This is a genomic window from Burkholderia crassaminum, from assembly GCF_964265005.1.
Taxonomy (GTDB): Bacteria; Pseudomonadota; Gammaproteobacteria; order Burkholderiales; family Burkholderiaceae; genus Burkholderia.
In genome coordinates this window covers 2,412,203-2,426,442 of sequence record NZ_OZ183800.1, presented here as the reverse complement: position 1 = coordinate 2,426,442, position 14,240 = coordinate 2,412,203, and the positions used below count along the sequence as shown (strand labels likewise).

Annotated in this window: 13 protein-coding genes; 10 read left to right on the top strand and 3 right to left on the bottom strand. The window is 67.6% G+C overall.

What is annotated here, in order from left to right; all coding sequences use genetic code 11:
• Positions 1-837: 837 nt before the first annotated feature.
• From ACPTTF_RS27850 to ACPTTF_RS27835, 4 genes are all read left to right on the top strand, one after another.
• Positions 838-1,734: an NAD-dependent protein deacetylase gene (locus ACPTTF_RS27850; RefSeq protein WP_423369047.1), complete on the top strand. Its 897-nt coding sequence runs from the start codon at positions 838-840 to the stop codon at positions 1,732-1,734.
• The gene (locus ACPTTF_RS27845; RefSeq protein ID WP_423369046.1) at positions 1,731-2,372 is read left to right on the top strand and encodes a DUF938 domain-containing protein; all 642 of its coding nucleotides are present in this window, start codon (positions 1,731-1,733) and stop codon (positions 2,370-2,372) included. Before ACPTTF_RS27850 ends, ACPTTF_RS27845 begins: the two co-directional genes overlap by 4 nt.
• 97 nt (positions 2,373-2,469) lie before the next feature.
• Positions 2,470-3,882 carry an NADP-dependent phosphogluconate dehydrogenase gene (gene gndA, locus ACPTTF_RS27840; protein WP_423369045.1) on the top strand — a complete coding sequence of 471 codons (1,413 nt, stop codon included), beginning with the start codon at positions 2,470-2,472 and terminating at the stop codon, positions 3,880-3,882.
• 201 nt (positions 3,883-4,083) lie between these two features.
• Entirely contained in the window at positions 4,084-4,428 is a 345-nt protein-coding gene (locus ACPTTF_RS27835; protein ID WP_166953761.1) for a DUF4148 domain-containing protein, read from the top strand.
• Positions 4,429-4,558: 130 nt separating this feature from the next.
• Here the strand turns inward: ACPTTF_RS27835 and ACPTTF_RS27830 are convergent, their stop codons facing one another.
• Positions 4,559-4,879 carry a hypothetical protein gene (locus ACPTTF_RS27830; RefSeq protein ID WP_021160881.1) on the bottom strand — a complete coding sequence of 107 codons (321 nt, stop codon included), beginning with the start codon at positions 4,877-4,879 and terminating at the stop codon, positions 4,559-4,561.
• A gap of 425 nt (positions 4,880-5,304) precedes the next feature.
• Between ACPTTF_RS27830 and ACPTTF_RS27825 the strand changes: the two genes are divergently transcribed.
• Positions 5,305-6,036: a peptidoglycan DD-metalloendopeptidase family protein gene (locus ACPTTF_RS27825; RefSeq protein WP_166953759.1), complete on the top strand. Its 732-nt coding sequence runs from the start codon at positions 5,305-5,307 to the stop codon at positions 6,034-6,036.
• Positions 6,037-6,094: 58 nt separating this feature from the next.
• Here the strand turns inward: ACPTTF_RS27825 and ACPTTF_RS27820 are convergent, their stop codons facing one another.
• Complete coding sequence (locus ACPTTF_RS27820) at positions 6,095-6,733, bottom strand: Pr6Pr family membrane protein (RefSeq protein WP_166953757.1); 639 nt, start codon at positions 6,731-6,733, stop codon at positions 6,095-6,097.
• Positions 6,734-6,967: 234 nt separating this feature from the next.
• Here ACPTTF_RS27820 and ACPTTF_RS27815 point away from each other — a divergent pair, with 234 nt between their 5' ends.
• From ACPTTF_RS27815 to ACPTTF_RS27795, 5 genes are all read left to right on the top strand, one after another.
• Positions 6,968-7,504, top strand: a complete 537-nt coding sequence (locus tag ACPTTF_RS27815) for a cytochrome b (RefSeq protein WP_423369044.1) — start codon at positions 6,968-6,970, stop codon at positions 7,502-7,504.
• A 155-nt stretch (positions 7,505-7,659) separates the two neighbouring features.
• Positions 7,660-8,028 carry a DUF2946 domain-containing protein gene (locus ACPTTF_RS27810; RefSeq protein WP_423369043.1) on the top strand — a complete coding sequence of 123 codons (369 nt, stop codon included), beginning with the start codon at positions 7,660-7,662 and terminating at the stop codon, positions 8,026-8,028.
• Between the two features lie 83 nt (positions 8,029-8,111).
• Positions 8,112-10,244 carry a TonB-dependent copper receptor gene (locus ACPTTF_RS27805; protein WP_423369042.1) on the top strand — a complete coding sequence of 711 codons (2,133 nt, stop codon included), beginning with the start codon at positions 8,112-8,114 and terminating at the stop codon, positions 10,242-10,244.
• Between the two features lie 228 nt (positions 10,245-10,472).
• On the top strand, positions 10,473-11,567 hold the full coding sequence (locus ACPTTF_RS27800; protein WP_166953750.1) for an esterase/lipase family protein: 1,095 nt from the start codon (positions 10,473-10,475) through the stop codon (positions 11,565-11,567).
• A gap of 3 nt (positions 11,568-11,570) precedes the next feature.
• Positions 11,571-12,605: a lipase secretion chaperone gene (locus tag ACPTTF_RS27795; protein ID WP_423369041.1), complete on the top strand. Its 1,035-nt coding sequence runs from the start codon at positions 11,571-11,573 to the stop codon at positions 12,603-12,605.
• Between the two features lie 27 nt (positions 12,606-12,632).
• On the opposite strand, the gene ACPTTF_RS27790 is transcribed toward ACPTTF_RS27795, so the two are convergent.
• Positions 12,633-14,156 carry a PLP-dependent aminotransferase family protein gene (locus ACPTTF_RS27790; RefSeq protein ID WP_423369040.1) on the bottom strand — a complete coding sequence of 508 codons (1,524 nt, stop codon included), beginning with the start codon at positions 14,154-14,156 and terminating at the stop codon, positions 12,633-12,635.
• Positions 14,157-14,240: the final 84 nt, after the last annotated feature.

The following is a 14,240-nucleotide window of genomic DNA, read 5'->3' as shown; positions in this document are numbered from 1 at the left end:
GGCACGCGTTTCAGTTTCGAAACGTTCGCGCTGCTTGCCGGTGCGCGATTCACCACGATGGCCCCGCTTCGGCCCGCGCGGCCTTGCGGCATGAAGCATGGTGCGCTCCTTGCATATCTGTACGGGCCGTGAGCGCGGTCGCGGACGCAGTCGGTCCGGCGATCGCTTCAGTGGGTCGGACGTATCGGAGACGGGGACAAGAGAATGAAAACAGACCGAATCGCAACGTATCGTGTTGCAAACATGAATCGCCGACCTGCCCGCGTATTCGATTCGCCGTTGATTGAGGCGACGTGAGCGCGCGGCTTTCCGCTCCATCCGAGCAATCGGGTTTGTTCTGAACGACGACGTGCAGCTGTGACGCACGAGGCCGACTGGTGCCGGTCGGCCGTCGGGGATGAACTTCGAATGCCTGTGGATGGCCCGGCCCGGATCCCGGATCGTCATGCTGCCGCGCGCAACGCGAGCCGTCGCGCGGCGTAGGTGTGCGTGCGTCGTGCATCGCGTCGGCGTGGCGGGGCAGGGCCGGATCGCACCGGAAAGCAGGCAGCGCATCGATGCATTCGGCATCGCGGAACACATGCAGTCCAGGGGAAGCGTTCGCCGGCCGCAGCATGGCGGACGCCGCGAAATTGTGCTGTCAGTTGATCCACTACCCCGATGGATCAATTGTTGAAGCGCCCATCGCCGAGTGGCGGATGGGCGTCTTTTTTTGTGCGCCGGTTTGCGACGCGAGCCATCGGCCCGGCCGCGCGGCGTTCTGTATCATGTGCTGGCGTGCCTGGCTGCCCGTGCGGGCGCACGGCTTGCCGGCGCGCCTGATCACGCGTTGCCAACATGAACGACAAAGCCCTGCACGACCCCTCAACCGCCGGCATCGATCCGGCCGCGCTCGACGCGCTGCACACGTTCGTCGAGCGTCATCCACGCCTGCTGGTGCTGACCGGCGCGGGCATCAGCACCGACTCCGGCATTCCCGGCTATCGCGACCGCAACGGCCAGTGGATGCGCTCGCCGCCGATCCAGTTCCAGGAATTCCTCGGCTCCGATGCCGCGCGGCGGCGCTACTGGGCGCGCAGCATGATCGGCTGGCCCGTCGTCGGCCGCGCGCAGCCGAACGGGTCGCACGTCGCGCTGGCGCGGCTCGGCAGCGCAGGGCGGATCGAGCGTCTCGTCACGCAGAACGTCGACGGCCTGCACCAGCGCGCGGGCAGCGGCGACGTGATCGAGCTGCACGGCGGCATCGACGGCGTCACGTGCCTCGACTGCGGTGCGCATCACGCGCGCGCGACGATCCAGGTCATGCTCGAGGCCGACAATCCCGAACTGCTGGGTGCGCAGGCCGAGCCGGCCGCGGATGGCGACGCGCATCTCGAATGGACGGCGCTCGACACGTTCCGCATCCCGGCGTGCCCCGCGTGCGGCGGGCTGCTGAAGCCGGCAGTCGTGTTCTTCGGCGAAAACGTGCCGCGCGAGCGCGTGGCGCTCGCGTCGCAGGCGCTCGATGCGGCCGATGCGCTGTTCGTCGTCGGCTCGTCGCTGATGGTGTATTCCGGCTACCGCTTCTGCGTGTGGGCGCAGGCGCAGCACAAGCCGGTCGCCGCGCTCAATCTCGGCCATACGCGCGCCGATCCGATGCTGACGCTGAAGGTCGAAGCGCGCTGCGCACCCGCGCTCGACGCACTGACCGCGCGGCTGGGCCTCGCGGGCCACGCACCGGAGCAGGCATCGTGACCGGCCCGACCTCTTCGCCCGATCCGTCCGCGCGGCTGTCGGCGCCGGCGGCCGAACGCAATCGCGGGCCGATCCTCGACGTCTTGCGCCACGTGTTGCCGGCGAGCGGCCGCGTGCTCGAAATCGCGAGCGGCACGGGCCAGCACGTCGTCCACTTCGCGCAGGCGCTGCCTGGCCTGCACTGGCAACCGAGCGATCCCGATGCGCAGGCGCGGCGCTCGATCGCCGCGTGGGTTGCCCATGCGGGCCTCGCCAACGTTGCCGGGCCGCTGGCGTTCGACGTGCGCGACGCGTCGTGGCCGGTCGACATGCTCGACGCGATCGTCTGCATCAACATGATTCACATCTCGCCCTGGGCCTGTACCGAAGCGCTGTTCGCGGGCGCGTCGCGCCTGCTGCGGCCGGGCGGCGTGCTGTTCCTGTATGGGCCGTATCGCCGCGAGGGCCGGCATACGGCGCCGTCGAACGCGGCATTCGACCTGCAATTGCGCAGCCGCGACCCGTCGTGGGGTGTGCGCGATCTCGAAACCGTCGTCGCGCTCGGCCTCGATCGCGGGCTCGACTGCATCGAGGTGGTCGAGATGCCGGCGAACAACCTGAGCGTCGTGTTCCGGCGGCTGCCGCACGCGGAGCAATGACACGGAAGCGCGCATCGCCGCCGGGTTTCCACTATCCTTTCGCCTGTGCGCGCGACCCGGGTCGGGTCGCGCCCCGTTTTTTCCGGAGAATTGACTAATGGGCAAACAAGCAATCGGTGTGATCGGGCTCGCGGTGATGGGCCGCAATCTCGCACTCAATATCGAGAGCCGCGGTTACGCGGTGTCGGTGTACAACCGCAGCCGCGAGAAAACCGACGAACTGATCGCCGAATTCCCCGGCCGCAACCTGGTGCCGACCTACACGCTCGAGGAGTTCGTCGCGTCGCTCGAAACGCCGCGCCGGATCCTGATGATGGTGAAGGCAGGCGAAGCGACCGATGCGACGATCGCATCGCTCAAGCCGCTGCTCGAGAAGGGCGACGTGCTGATCGACGGCGGCAACACGCACTTCACCGATACGATCCGCCGCAACCAGGAGCTCGCGCAATCGGGCCTGCATTTCATCGGCACCGGCGTGTCGGGCGGCGAAGAGGGCGCGCTGCGCGGCCCGTCGATCATGCCCGGCGGCCAGCGTGACGCGTACGACCTCGTCGAGCCGATCCTCAAGCAGATCGCCGCGAAGGCGCCGTCGGACGGCGAGCCGTGCGTCGCATACATGGGCCCGGACGGTGCGGGCCATTACGTGAAGATGGTCCACAACGGCATCGAATACGGCGACATGCAGCTGATCGCCGAAAGCTACTCGGTGCTGAAGGACGTCGCGGGCCTGACCAACGACGAACTGGGCGCGGTGTACACCGAATGGAACCAGGGCGAGCTCGACAGCTACCTGATCGAGATCACGTCAAAGATCTTCGGCAAGAAGGACGAAGAGACCGGCAAGCACCTCGTCGACGTGATCCTCGATCGCGCCGCGCAGAAGGGCACCGGCAAGTGGACGAGCCAGAACGCGCTGGATCTCGGCGTGCCGCTGCCGCTCATCACCGAGTCGGTGTTCGCGCGCGTGCTGTCGTCGCTGAAGACCGAGCGTGTCGCGGCCAGCAAGATCCTGTCGGGCCCGGCCGCCGCGCCGTTCGACGGCGATCGCGCCGCGTTCGTCGAAGCGGTGCGCCGCGCGCTGTACCTGAGCAAGGTGATTTCGTACGCGCAGGGCTTCGCGCAACTGCGCACGGCATCCGAAGAGTACGGCTGGAGCCTCGATCTCGGGACGATCGCGAAGATCTTCCGCGCGGGCTGCATCATCCGCGCGCGCTTCCTGCAGAAGATCACCGACGCGTATGCGAAGGACTCGGCGCTCGCGAACCTGCTGCTCGATCCGTACTTCAAGGATATCGCCGCGAATTACCAGGCGTCGCTGCGCGACGTCGTGGTTGCCGCGGTGAAGGCCGGCGTGCCGGTACCGGCGTTCGCGTCGGCCGTCGCGTACTTCGACAGCTATCGTTCCGAGCGGCTGCCGGCGAACCTCGTGCAGGCGCAGCGCGACTTCTTCGGCGCGCACACGTTCGAGCGTACCGACAAGCCGGGCAGCTTCCACGCGAACTGGTCGTAACCGGCTGGCGGGGACAGCATTGTTGCGAAAATCTATTCTATGAATAGGGTTTCTCTCTCCCGGATGCCGACATTGTTGGCTCCGGGGAAACAGTGTTTTCGTTCTTTCATGGTTTTCCCTAGGTGTTCCCGGGACTAAACTCTGTTCCATCGCTGCAGACATGGTGTGTGCGGCGGAGCAAAAAAAATCCCGGAGGTAATCATGAAATCGCTGATCGCAACGTTCGCCGCAGCTGCCGTTCTCGCTGTTCCCGCCGTCTCGTTCGCCCAACAGAATGCGCCCGTCACCCGTGCACAGGTGAAGGCCGACCTGGTCGCCGTCCAACAGGCCGGCTACAAGCTGGGCAGCGACCGTACGACGTACCCGGAAAGCATTCAGGCCGCTGAAGCCCGTCTGAACCCGCAACAGAACGTCGCCGCTGCCGACACGACCGGCTATGGCGCACAACCGGCTGCCGCGCAGGAATCCGGCGCACCGGCCAAGGCCAAGACCGGCTGGCAAGTCAAGCGCATCGCTGACGACGCTCCGATCTACAAGGGTCGTTAATGGTGGTTCGGTCGGTGCGGCCGCCTCGGCGGCCTGATCCGGCCCCTGAAGGTCAAACAGCCCGTCGTTCCGTTATCCGGAACGACGGGCTGTTTTCATTGGCGGCGCGCGTATCGCGCCAGCCGCCGGTTCAGTGCAGCGGGCGCCTGCCGCGCCCGATATCCCGGAACAGCGCTTCGGCCGGTTCCAGCACCTGCAGCCACGTTTCGTCGTAGCCGCTCAGCGTGTCGAGCGCGTCGCGCAGCCGCTCGATCGCGAGGACCGGCAGCTCGACGCTATGGCGCGTGGCACCGGTCATATGCGCGACGCTCGCCAGCTGGACGAGTGCATCGGCCGCCTCGGCGACGTCGGTCGCGAACAGCAGGTGCCGGTTGAGCAATTCGACCAGGCCGCTGGAACCGGAGAAATCGTCGGCGTTGAGCTGCACGGAAAGAAACGTCGCGTTGTTCATTGTCATGCTCCTCGTTGTCGTTGGATCGCGCAGTGCATCACCGAGTATAGGTGGCGATCGACGGGGAGAATGTGACGGGATCGATACGGCAGGCGAGGGCGGCGACGCGTGCGGAAGATCCGTGGCAGGCCCGCCCGACGGCCCGCGCGGCGCGGCTTGCAGGCCATCGGCACGCCGGTGCGGCACCGCAAGAATGTTGCAGGATCAGGCATCTGTCGCGGCCTTGACCGCCACAAATGGTATCTTTGCCGGTCGGAACGACGCGAAAAAGGGGCCGGTGAGCCCGTTCGCACCGACGTTCCGCTGTGGAAACTGACGGCCGCGAGAGCGGTCGGATACTGGTTGGTCCGGCCGTCCGGCCGGACATCGTGCGTCGCGCACCGGGGGGCGGTGGGCGGCGCAACGACGCAAATCCGGGAGGACCCTTGAGAGAAACTATTCCCATCCACGATGCGCTGACGCGCTGGCTGCCGCAGGCGGCGCTCGTTGCCGCGGCCATCGCGCTGACGGGCTGCACGATGACGCCGTGGACCGACAGCTGGCAGCCGGCGCGCCAGTCGGCGCCCACGTCGGCCGCGACGCCGGGCGTGATCGCCGGCTATTACCGCGTGAATCCCGGCGATACGCTCGCGGGCGTCGCGAACGCCTATGGGCAGCGCGTCCAGGACGTGGCCAGCTGGAACCACATGGCGCCGACCGATGCCGTGTATCCCGGCCAGGTGCTGCGCGTCGCGCCGCCGCCCGCTGCGACGTCGCTCGGGCAGCCGTCCGCGGCCGCGCAGCCGGGCTCGCTCGCGTGGCCTGCCACCGGTGTCGTGGCGGCGCCGTTCGCGGCCGGCAAGACGCGTGGTGTCGTGATCGCGGCGTCCGGGCCCGACCATTCGGTGCGGGCCGCGGCGGCCGGGCGCGTGGTTTACGCCGGGTCCGGCGTCAAGGCCTACGGCCCGCTCGTGATCCTGAAGCATGAGAACGGGCTCATCACGGCCTACGGACACAACGGCAAACTGCTGGTCAACGAAGGTGACGCGGTGCGCCAGGGCCAGCCGGTCGCCGAAATGGGTACCGACGCAAACGGCCGTTCGACGTTCGAGTTCGAAGTCCGCCAGAACGGCAAGGTCGTCGATCCGATGAACTTCCTGCCGCGCAACGGCGGCTGACGATCCGCCTCACCCCGTGTGCGCCGCCCGGCGCACACGCGCCGGCCTTTTCCCGCCTTCATCCTTTCCAGAGCGTTACCGCGCCGGCCCGTCGCGCGTGATTGCCGAGCCAGCGAATGCCCAGTGCGAGCGCCACCGCGCCGATCGCGATCAGCGAACACTGGACCGCGACCGGCAGGTAGCCGTGCGGCCGCGGATCGACGAACGGGTAGGGATACCAGTTCTCCAGCGCGCCGCGCACGAGCGTATAGCCGAGATAGACGACCGGAAAGCCGAGCCACGCGAACGCGCTGCGCCGGGGGATCGGCAAGCGCGGCTCCACGTACAGCCAGTCGCACAGCATGACGAGCGGCACGATCCGGTGCAGCACCCAGTTGTTGAACGCCGGCGTGACGTGGCGCAGCGCATCGAGCCGTGCGAGCAGGAGTTCGTAGACGATCGCGGTGATCAGGACGTACAGCACCGCGGCGCCGCGCATCGATTCGTAGCGGGCCGAGCCGGGGCGCGCGATGCGCCAGAGCCCGGCGGCCAGCATGACCGCCGCATAGAGGCTGCTCAGTTGCGTGAAGTAGCTGAGAAAGTTGCCGAGCTGGACCGCGGGCATGCCCCAGTAGCCGGCGATGCTGTGCAACGTCGTCGACACCGCGAGCAACGCGGCGGTCAGCCGATAGGCCGCAACGAAGAACGCCTTGCTCATGATGCGCGCGCAACGTCGTCACCAAAGCTTCATCGTGCCACAGCCGTTTCCGCGCGCGATGCGGATTTTCCATATGACAGCTCGCGCGGCACGCGTTGCCGATTCGTCAGATATTTGACCGCGACGCGCAAAACCGGCTGCCCGTGCAGCTACAATCGTGACAACCCTCTGCCGGGCGCCGGCCGGTTCGGCATTCGCCCCTCCCCGCATACAACACGCAACTCGAGACGAAGCATGAGAAACATCCTCGCGAAACAGACGCGCTACAGCTCGCCCGCGATCTTCTTCCACTGGGCCGTGTTCGTGCTGGTGGCGCTGACCTATCTGGCCATCGAGATCCGCGGGCCGAAAGGCAGCGACAGCCGGGTGTTCTGGATGAACGTGCATCTCACCGCGGGCACGCTCGTGCTCGTGCTGTCGGTGCTGCGCGTGCTGTGGCGAGTCGTCAGCCGCGTGCCGGAGGCCATTGCGCAAGCGGCGCTGCTGCGCTGGCTCTCGAAGCTCGCGCATCTCGCGCTCTACGTGTTCATCATCGCGCAGCCGCTGCTCGGCATCATGATGATCAATATGGGCGGCAAGCCGGTGTCGCTCGACTGGCTCGGCGTGTCGTTCACGCTGTTCGGCCCCGACAAGGCGCTGCGGCCGACGATCAAGGAAGCGCACGAGCTGATCGGCAACGCGTTCTACTTCGTGATCGGATTGCACGCGCTGGCGGCGCTCTACCATCATTTCATCCGGCGCGACGACGCATTGCGGCGCATGGCGCCCTGAACGGCACGTTCCGGAAGCATGCAGCAGGCGGGGGCGCATGGTTGTGTTGACAACCATGCGCCCCCGGTTCGTTTACCGTCATCTGCACTGGTCAGCGCGTTGAACATTCTGTAACATCTCGGCTGTTTTTACATTCCGCTTACTCGCTGCCGCGCATGTTGCACCGACATCGTCACCTGACCGCCTGGCTTGGCGTGCTCGCGATCTGGTTCGCGATCGCGGCGCCGCTGGTGTCGCAGTGGCGCGTCGCGCAGGCCGCCACGCCCGACGCGATCGTCTGCAGTGCAGAGCATGGCGCGCATCGGTCAGCCGATGCCGGCCGCATGCACGATCATGCGCTGCATCTCGATGCCTGCGGCTACTGCGGCTTCTTCGCGCACAGCCCCGCGATCGGCGGGCCTGCCGCCGCGGCACTTGCTCCCGTTCCCGTCGTTTCCGTTTCCGCCGTCGCGCCGCGTGCCGTCGCGGCGCGCACCGATCGCTATCCGCGCGCGTATCCGCGCGCCCCGCCCGAGCGCGCCTGACGCGCTGTTTTCGTTCTCTTTCACCGCCGATATCTGTGCGGCCCGTCGAGGCCGTGCGGAGGGCGTCACTCGGGCTTTAGATCATGACCATTTTCCAGTTGCGTGCGCCGCGGGCGTCACGCAATGCCAGTGCGCGGCGCATGCCGCGCGTGCTGAAACTCACCGTTCCCGCGCTCGCAGCCGGCGCGCTGGCCGCGAGCGCCGCGGCAGCCGAAACGGCGCGCGCAACGAGCGCGCCGACCGACGATACGGCCGCGCCGCTGCCGGCCATCGAAGTCGTCGCATCGCCGCTGACGACGCCGCTCGTCGTCGTCACGGATCCGAAGACCCCGCGCCAGCCGCTGCCCGCGAGCGACGGCGCGGATTACCTGAAGACGATCCCCGGCTTCACGTCGATCCGCAGCGGCGGCACCAACGGCGACGCCGTGCTGCGCGGGATGTTCGGCTCGCGGCTGAACATCCTGGCGAACGGGATGTCGACGCTCGGCGCATGCCCGGGCCGGATGGATGCGCCGACGTCGTATATCGCACCGGAAAGCTATGACAAGGTCACCGTCGTGAAGGGGCCGCAGACCGTGCTGTACGGTCCCGGCGCATCGGCCGGCACCGTGCTGTTCGAGCGTGTGACACCGCGATTCGACAAGCCCGGCATGCGCTTCGAAGGCAGCCTCGTCGGCGGATCGTTCGGCCGCAACGACCAGAACATCGACGTGACGGCCGGCACGCCGGACGTCTATGGCCGCGTGACCGCGAACCACGCGCATTCGCAGGACTACAAGGACGGCAACGGCAACACCGTGCCGTCGCAGTGGGACAAATGGAACGCCGATGCGGCGCTCGGCTGGACGCCGGACGACCACACGCGCGTCGAGCTGACCGCCGGCACCGGCGACGGTTATGCGCGCTACGCGGGGCGCGGGATGGACGGCGCGCATTTCCGCCGCGAGACGTTCGGCCTGTCGTTCGACAAGAAGCATCTCGGCGACGTGCTCGACCGGATCGAGGCGCGCGTGTACTACAACGAAGCCGATCACGTGATGGACAACTACACGTTGCGGCAACCGGACCCGACCAGCAGCATGCCGATGCGGATGGCGTCGGAAGTGCGGCGTCGCACGTTCGGCGCGCGTGCAGCCGCGACGTTCCGTTTTGCCGACGACTTCAAGCTCGTGACGGGCGTGGACGCGCAATCGAACCGGCTCGACTCGCGCTCGGCGATGGGCCGGCAGAACTACGGCGACATGCCGTGGGATGCACAGGCGACGATGTGGAACGCGGGCCTGTTCGGCGAACTGACGTGGTACGCGAGCGACGTGTCGCGCGTGATCGGCGGCGCGCGCGTCGACTATGCGAGTGCACGCGACAAGCGTGCAACGACGAGCGGCATGATGAAGAGCAAGCCGAATCCGACCTTCGACGACGATCGCACACGCGTGCTGCCGAGCGGCTTCGTCCGCTACGAGCGCGATCTCGCATCGCTGCCGGTCACGTGGTACGCCGGGATCGGCCATACGGAGCGCTATCCCGACTACTGGGAGCTGTTCTCCGCGAAGCGTGGGCCGGCCGGTTCGGTCAACGCGTTCTCCGCGGTGCAGCCGGAGAAGACTACGCAGCTCGACATCGGCGCGCAATACAAGAGCGACCGGCTCGATGCGTGGGTGTCGGCCTACGCGGGCTACGTGCAGGACTTCATCCTGTTCAACTATTCGGCCGGCATGATGGGCCCGACCACGCAGGCGACCAACGTCAATGCGCAGATCATGGGGGGCGAAGCAGGCGTGTCGTGGCGGCCGGTTGCGTCGTTTCGCGTCGAGACCTCGCTCGCGTATGCGTGGGGGCGCAACGTGGCAAGCGGCGATCCGCTGCCGCAGATGCCGCCACTCGAGGCCCGCATCGGGCTCGAATACACGCGTGGCGCATGGTCGGCGGGGGGCCTGTGGCGGATCGTTGCGCCGCAGCATCGCTATGCACTGAACGAGGGCAACGTGGTCGGCAAGGACTTCGGCCCGAGCGCCGGATTCGGTGTGCTTTCGCTGCATACGCAATACAACGTCAGCAAGACGGTGCAGATCTCGGTCGGCGTGGACAACGTGCTGAACAAGGCCTACACCGAGCACCTGAACCTCGCCGGCAACGCGGGCTTCGGCTATCCGGCAAACTCGCCGGTGATGGAGCCGGGCCGGACCGCATGGGTGCGCGTGAGTGCGAAGCTGTAACGCGTCGCGCGTGTGCGTTGCAGCATGCGCACGCATGAACGCGGCCCCGCCTGAACAGGCGGGGCGCGTCAACCGATTAGAGAACCGTGTCTAGTCAGGGCGCAAACGTTCGCGACTCGTGATTCACTCCCGCATTCGACGCACACGATGCTCGCGACGTTCGCGACGCATAGTGTGCGTCGATCCGGCTTCATTCGCACCGGCAGCACAATAATCAGGAGAACATGCATGGCCAGAACGATGCGTTCCAGGGTGGTGGCAGGAGCAGTGGCATGCGCGATGAGCATCGCGCCGTTCGCGGGGACGACCGCAGTGATGACGCTCGCGACGACGCACGCGGCGATGGCGGCGACCGCGCCCGCCGATGGCTACGCGGCGACGCGTTATCCGATCATCCTCGTGCACGGGCTCTCCGGTACCGACAAGTACGCCGGCGTGGTCGAGTATTGGTATGGCATCCAGGAAGACCTGCAGCAGAACGGTGCGACCGTCTACGTCGCGAACCTGTCGGGGTTCCAGAGCGACGACGGCCCGAACGGGCGCGGCGAACAGTTGCTCGCTTACGTGAAGACGGTGCTCGCGGCGACGGGCGCGACCAAGGTCAATCTCGTCGGTCACAGCCAGGGCGGCCTCACGTCGCGCTATGTCGCGGCCGTCGCGCCCGATCTCGTGGCGTCGGTGACGACGATCGGCACGCCGCATCGCGGCTCCGAGTTCGCCGACTTCGTGCAGAACGTGCTGGCGTACGATCCGACCGGGCTTTCGTCATCGGTGATCGCCGCGTTCGTCAATGTGTTCGGGATCCTGACGAGCAGCAGCCACAACACGAACCAGGACGCGCTCGCCGCACTGCAGACGCTCACTACCGCACGGGCTGCCACGTACAACCAGAACTATCCGAGCGCGGGCCTCGGTGCGCCGGGCAGTTGCCAGACCGGTGCGCCGACTGAAACCGTCGGCGGTAATACGCATCTGCTGTACTCGTGGGCCGGCACGGCGATCCAGCCGACGCTCTCGCTGTTCGGCGTCACGGGTGCGACGGACACGAGCACCGTTCCACTCGTCGATCCGGCGAACGTGCTCGACCCGTCGACGCTCGCGCTGTTCGGCACCGGCACGGTGATGATCAACCGCGGCTCCGGGCAGAACGACGGGCTCGTGTCGAAGTGCAGTGCGCTGTACGGCAAGGTGCTGAGCACGAGCTACAAGTGGAATCACCTCGACGAGATCAACCAGCTGCTCGGCGTGCGCGGCGCGTATGCGGAAGATCCGGTCGCGGTGATCCGCACGCATGCGAACCGGCTGAAGCTGGCGGGCGTGTAATCGATGACGTCACGTGAAGGACGCGCGCCGCTGGCGCGGCGCGCCGTGGTCTATGGTGTCGTGGGGCTGGCGGCGATTGCCGGCGTGGCGATGTGGAGCGGCGCGGGCTGGCATCGCGCAACGGGCGCTTCCGGCGAGTCGCCGGAGGCGTCGGTGGCCGGCGGATCGACCGCCGCACCGCCGCAGGCCGCCGTGCCCGCCGCTGCAGGCCTGCCGCCGTCACTGGCCGGCTCCAGCGCGCCGCGGTTGCCGCTCGATGCCGGCGGGCATCTCGCGAAGTCGCGCGCAGTGCGCGATTTCTTCGACTACTGCCTGACCGCGCAGAGCGACCTGAGCGCGGCCGGCCTCGATGCGTTCGTCGTTCGCGAGATTGCCGCACAGCTCGACGGTACCGTTGCGCAAGCCGAGGCGCTCGACGTGTGGCACCGGTATCGCGCGTATCTCGACGCACTCGCGAAATTGCGCGATGCCGGCGCGGCCGACAAGTCCGACCTGGGCGCGTTGCAGCTCGCGCTCGACCAGCGCGCGTCGATCGCGTACCGCACGCTCGGCGACTGGAGCCAGCCGTTCTTCGGTGCGGAGCAGTGGCGGCAGCGCTACGACCTGGCGCGACTGAAGATCGCGCAGGATCCCACGCTGACGGATGCGCAGAAGGCCGAACGGCTCGCGGCGCTCGAACAGCAGATGCCGGCCGACGAACGCGCCGCGCAGCAGCACATCGACCAGCAGCGCGCGGCGATCGACCAGATCGCGCAATTGCAGAAGAGCGGGGCGACGCCCGATGCGATGCGCGCGCAACTGACGCAGACGCTCGGCCCCGAAGCGGCCGCGCGCGTTGCGCAGATGCAGCAGGACGACGCATCGTGGCAGAGCCGCTACGCGGACTATGCGGCGCAGCGCGCGCAGATCGAATCGGCCGGCCTGTCGCCGCAGGATCGCGACGCGCAGATCGCCGCGCTGAGGCAGCGCGTGTTCACGCGGCCCGGCGAAGCCGTGCGTGCGGCATCGCTCGATCGCGGGGCGGGCAGCGCGCGGTAACGCGGGCGGCGCGGCGCATGACAGTCGCTATGCCGCGCGCGTGAGATCCCGCGGCAGGTGTTGCTCGATGGTGTTCGCGAGCGTGTCGAACGCCGGCTCGATGCCTTCGTGCGCGACGCATGCATAACCGAGCAGCAGGCCGCGCCGCGCGGTGTCGAGGCTGCTGTAGTAGCTGGTGAGCGGGCGGACGATCACGCCCGCATCGAACGCGCTCTGCGTGACCGCGCGATCGTCGCAGGCGTCGGGCAGGCCGAGCACGAGATGCAGGCCTGCCTCGTCACCCATCACGGGCAGCGCGTCGCCGAAGCGCGCGCGGATCGCGTCGATCATCAGTTGCCGGCGCTCGCCGTACAGCGTGCGCATCCGTCTGACGTGCGAAGTCAGGTGGCCGTCCATGATGAATTCGGCGAGCACGGCCTGCTGCATCAACTGGCCCTCGCGGTACAGCTCCGACAACCCGGTGCGGAAGGTGTCGACCAGATGCTCGGGCACGACCATGTAGCCCATCCGCAGCCCCGGGAACAGCATCTTGCCGAGGCTGCCGACGTAGATCACGCGGCCGCCGTCGTCGAGCCCCTGCAGCGACGCAAGCGGGCGGCTGCCGTAGCGGAACTCGCTGTCGTAGTCGTCTTCGATGATCCAGCAGCGGTGCTGGCGCGCGTATTCGAGCAACATCCGGCGCCGTGCGAGGCTCATCACCATCCCGAGCGGGTACTGATGCGACGGTGTGACGAGCACGAGCCGCGGCGGATGCTGCATGTCGCTGGCACGCGGGTCGAGCCCTTCCTGGTCGACCGGCACCGGCATCAGCGTGAGGCCGGTCGCCTGCAATACGCTTCGCACACCCCAGTAGCACGGTTCCTCGACCCACGCGCGATCGCCGATGTCGGACAGCAGCCGCACCGCGAGATCGATCGACTGGTGGATGCCCGTCGTGATGATCACCTGGTCCGGCGAGCATTTGACCGAGCGCGCGACGCGCAGGTAATCGGCGAGCGCGCGCCGTAATGGCCGATAACCGCCGCCCGGCGCATAGGTCAGCAGCTCGGGGTTCGCTTCCTTCCACAGCCGCGCCTGCAGGCGGCTCCACGTGCGGCTCGGGAATTCCGACACGTCCGGCACGCCCGGCATGAACGCGCCCCATTGGCGTCGCGACACCCCCGCGTGCTCGATCAGTTGCCGGCCGCGCATCGACAGGCCGCCCTGCGCGTCCGGCAGCGGCGGTTCATCGGCGCTCGACGGCAGCGGCGCGGCGCCCGGCACGTGGATCGCGGCGGCGTCCGGCCGCGTGTCGGCCACATACGTGCCGCTGCCGGTGGTCGTCAGCACGTAGCCTTCGGCCGTCAGCTGGTCGTACACGTGCAGCACGGTATTGCGCGCGATCGACAGGTCGGCCGCGAGCGTGCGTGAACTCGGCAGCTTGGTTCCTGGCCCCAATTCCCCGGTCAGGATGGCCTGCTGCATCAACTGCAGCAACTGCCGGTACATTGGCTCGGGCGAGCTACGGTCGAGGCGGGCGGAGAGCCAGTCGGCGACGATCACGGTGTCCAAAGTGGTCCCACGCGGAATATTGAAATGGTTCCCTATTGTAGAACCGTGCGCGCCGTATAGTGGCTCGCATCTCAAAATCAATTG

What these genes read in the sequence shown, in the direction of transcription:
- ACPTTF_RS27835 (WP_166953761.1), top strand. Translation starts at nt 4,084, where the DNA reads ATGAAATCGCTGATCGCAACGTTCGCCGCAGCTGCCGTTCTCGCTGTT.
- ACPTTF_RS27810 (WP_423369043.1), top strand. Translation starts at nt 7,660, where the DNA reads ATGTTGCACCGACATCGTCACCTGACCGCCTGGCTTGGCGTGCTCGCG.
- gndA (WP_423369045.1), top strand. Translation starts at nt 2,470, where the DNA reads ATGGGCAAACAAGCAATCGGTGTGATCGGGCTCGCGGTGATGGGCCGC.
- ACPTTF_RS27805 (WP_423369042.1), top strand. Translation starts at nt 8,112, where the DNA reads ATGACCATTTTCCAGTTGCGTGCGCCGCGGGCGTCACGCAATGCCAGT.
- ACPTTF_RS27800 (WP_166953750.1), top strand. Translation starts at nt 10,473, where the DNA reads ATGGCCAGAACGATGCGTTCCAGGGTGGTGGCAGGAGCAGTGGCATGC.
- ACPTTF_RS27850 (WP_423369047.1), top strand. Translation starts at nt 838, where the DNA reads ATGAACGACAAAGCCCTGCACGACCCCTCAACCGCCGGCATCGATCCG.
- ACPTTF_RS27830 (WP_021160881.1), bottom strand. Translation starts at nt 4,879, where the DNA reads ATGAACAACGCGACGTTTCTTTCCGTGCAGCTCAACGCCGACGATTTC.
- ACPTTF_RS27795 (WP_423369041.1), top strand. Translation starts at nt 11,571, where the DNA reads ATGACGTCACGTGAAGGACGCGCGCCGCTGGCGCGGCGCGCCGTGGTC.
- ACPTTF_RS27820 (WP_166953757.1), bottom strand. Translation starts at nt 6,733, where the DNA reads ATGAGCAAGGCGTTCTTCGTTGCGGCCTATCGGCTGACCGCCGCGTTG.
- ACPTTF_RS27815 (WP_423369044.1), top strand. Translation starts at nt 6,968, where the DNA reads ATGAGAAACATCCTCGCGAAACAGACGCGCTACAGCTCGCCCGCGATC.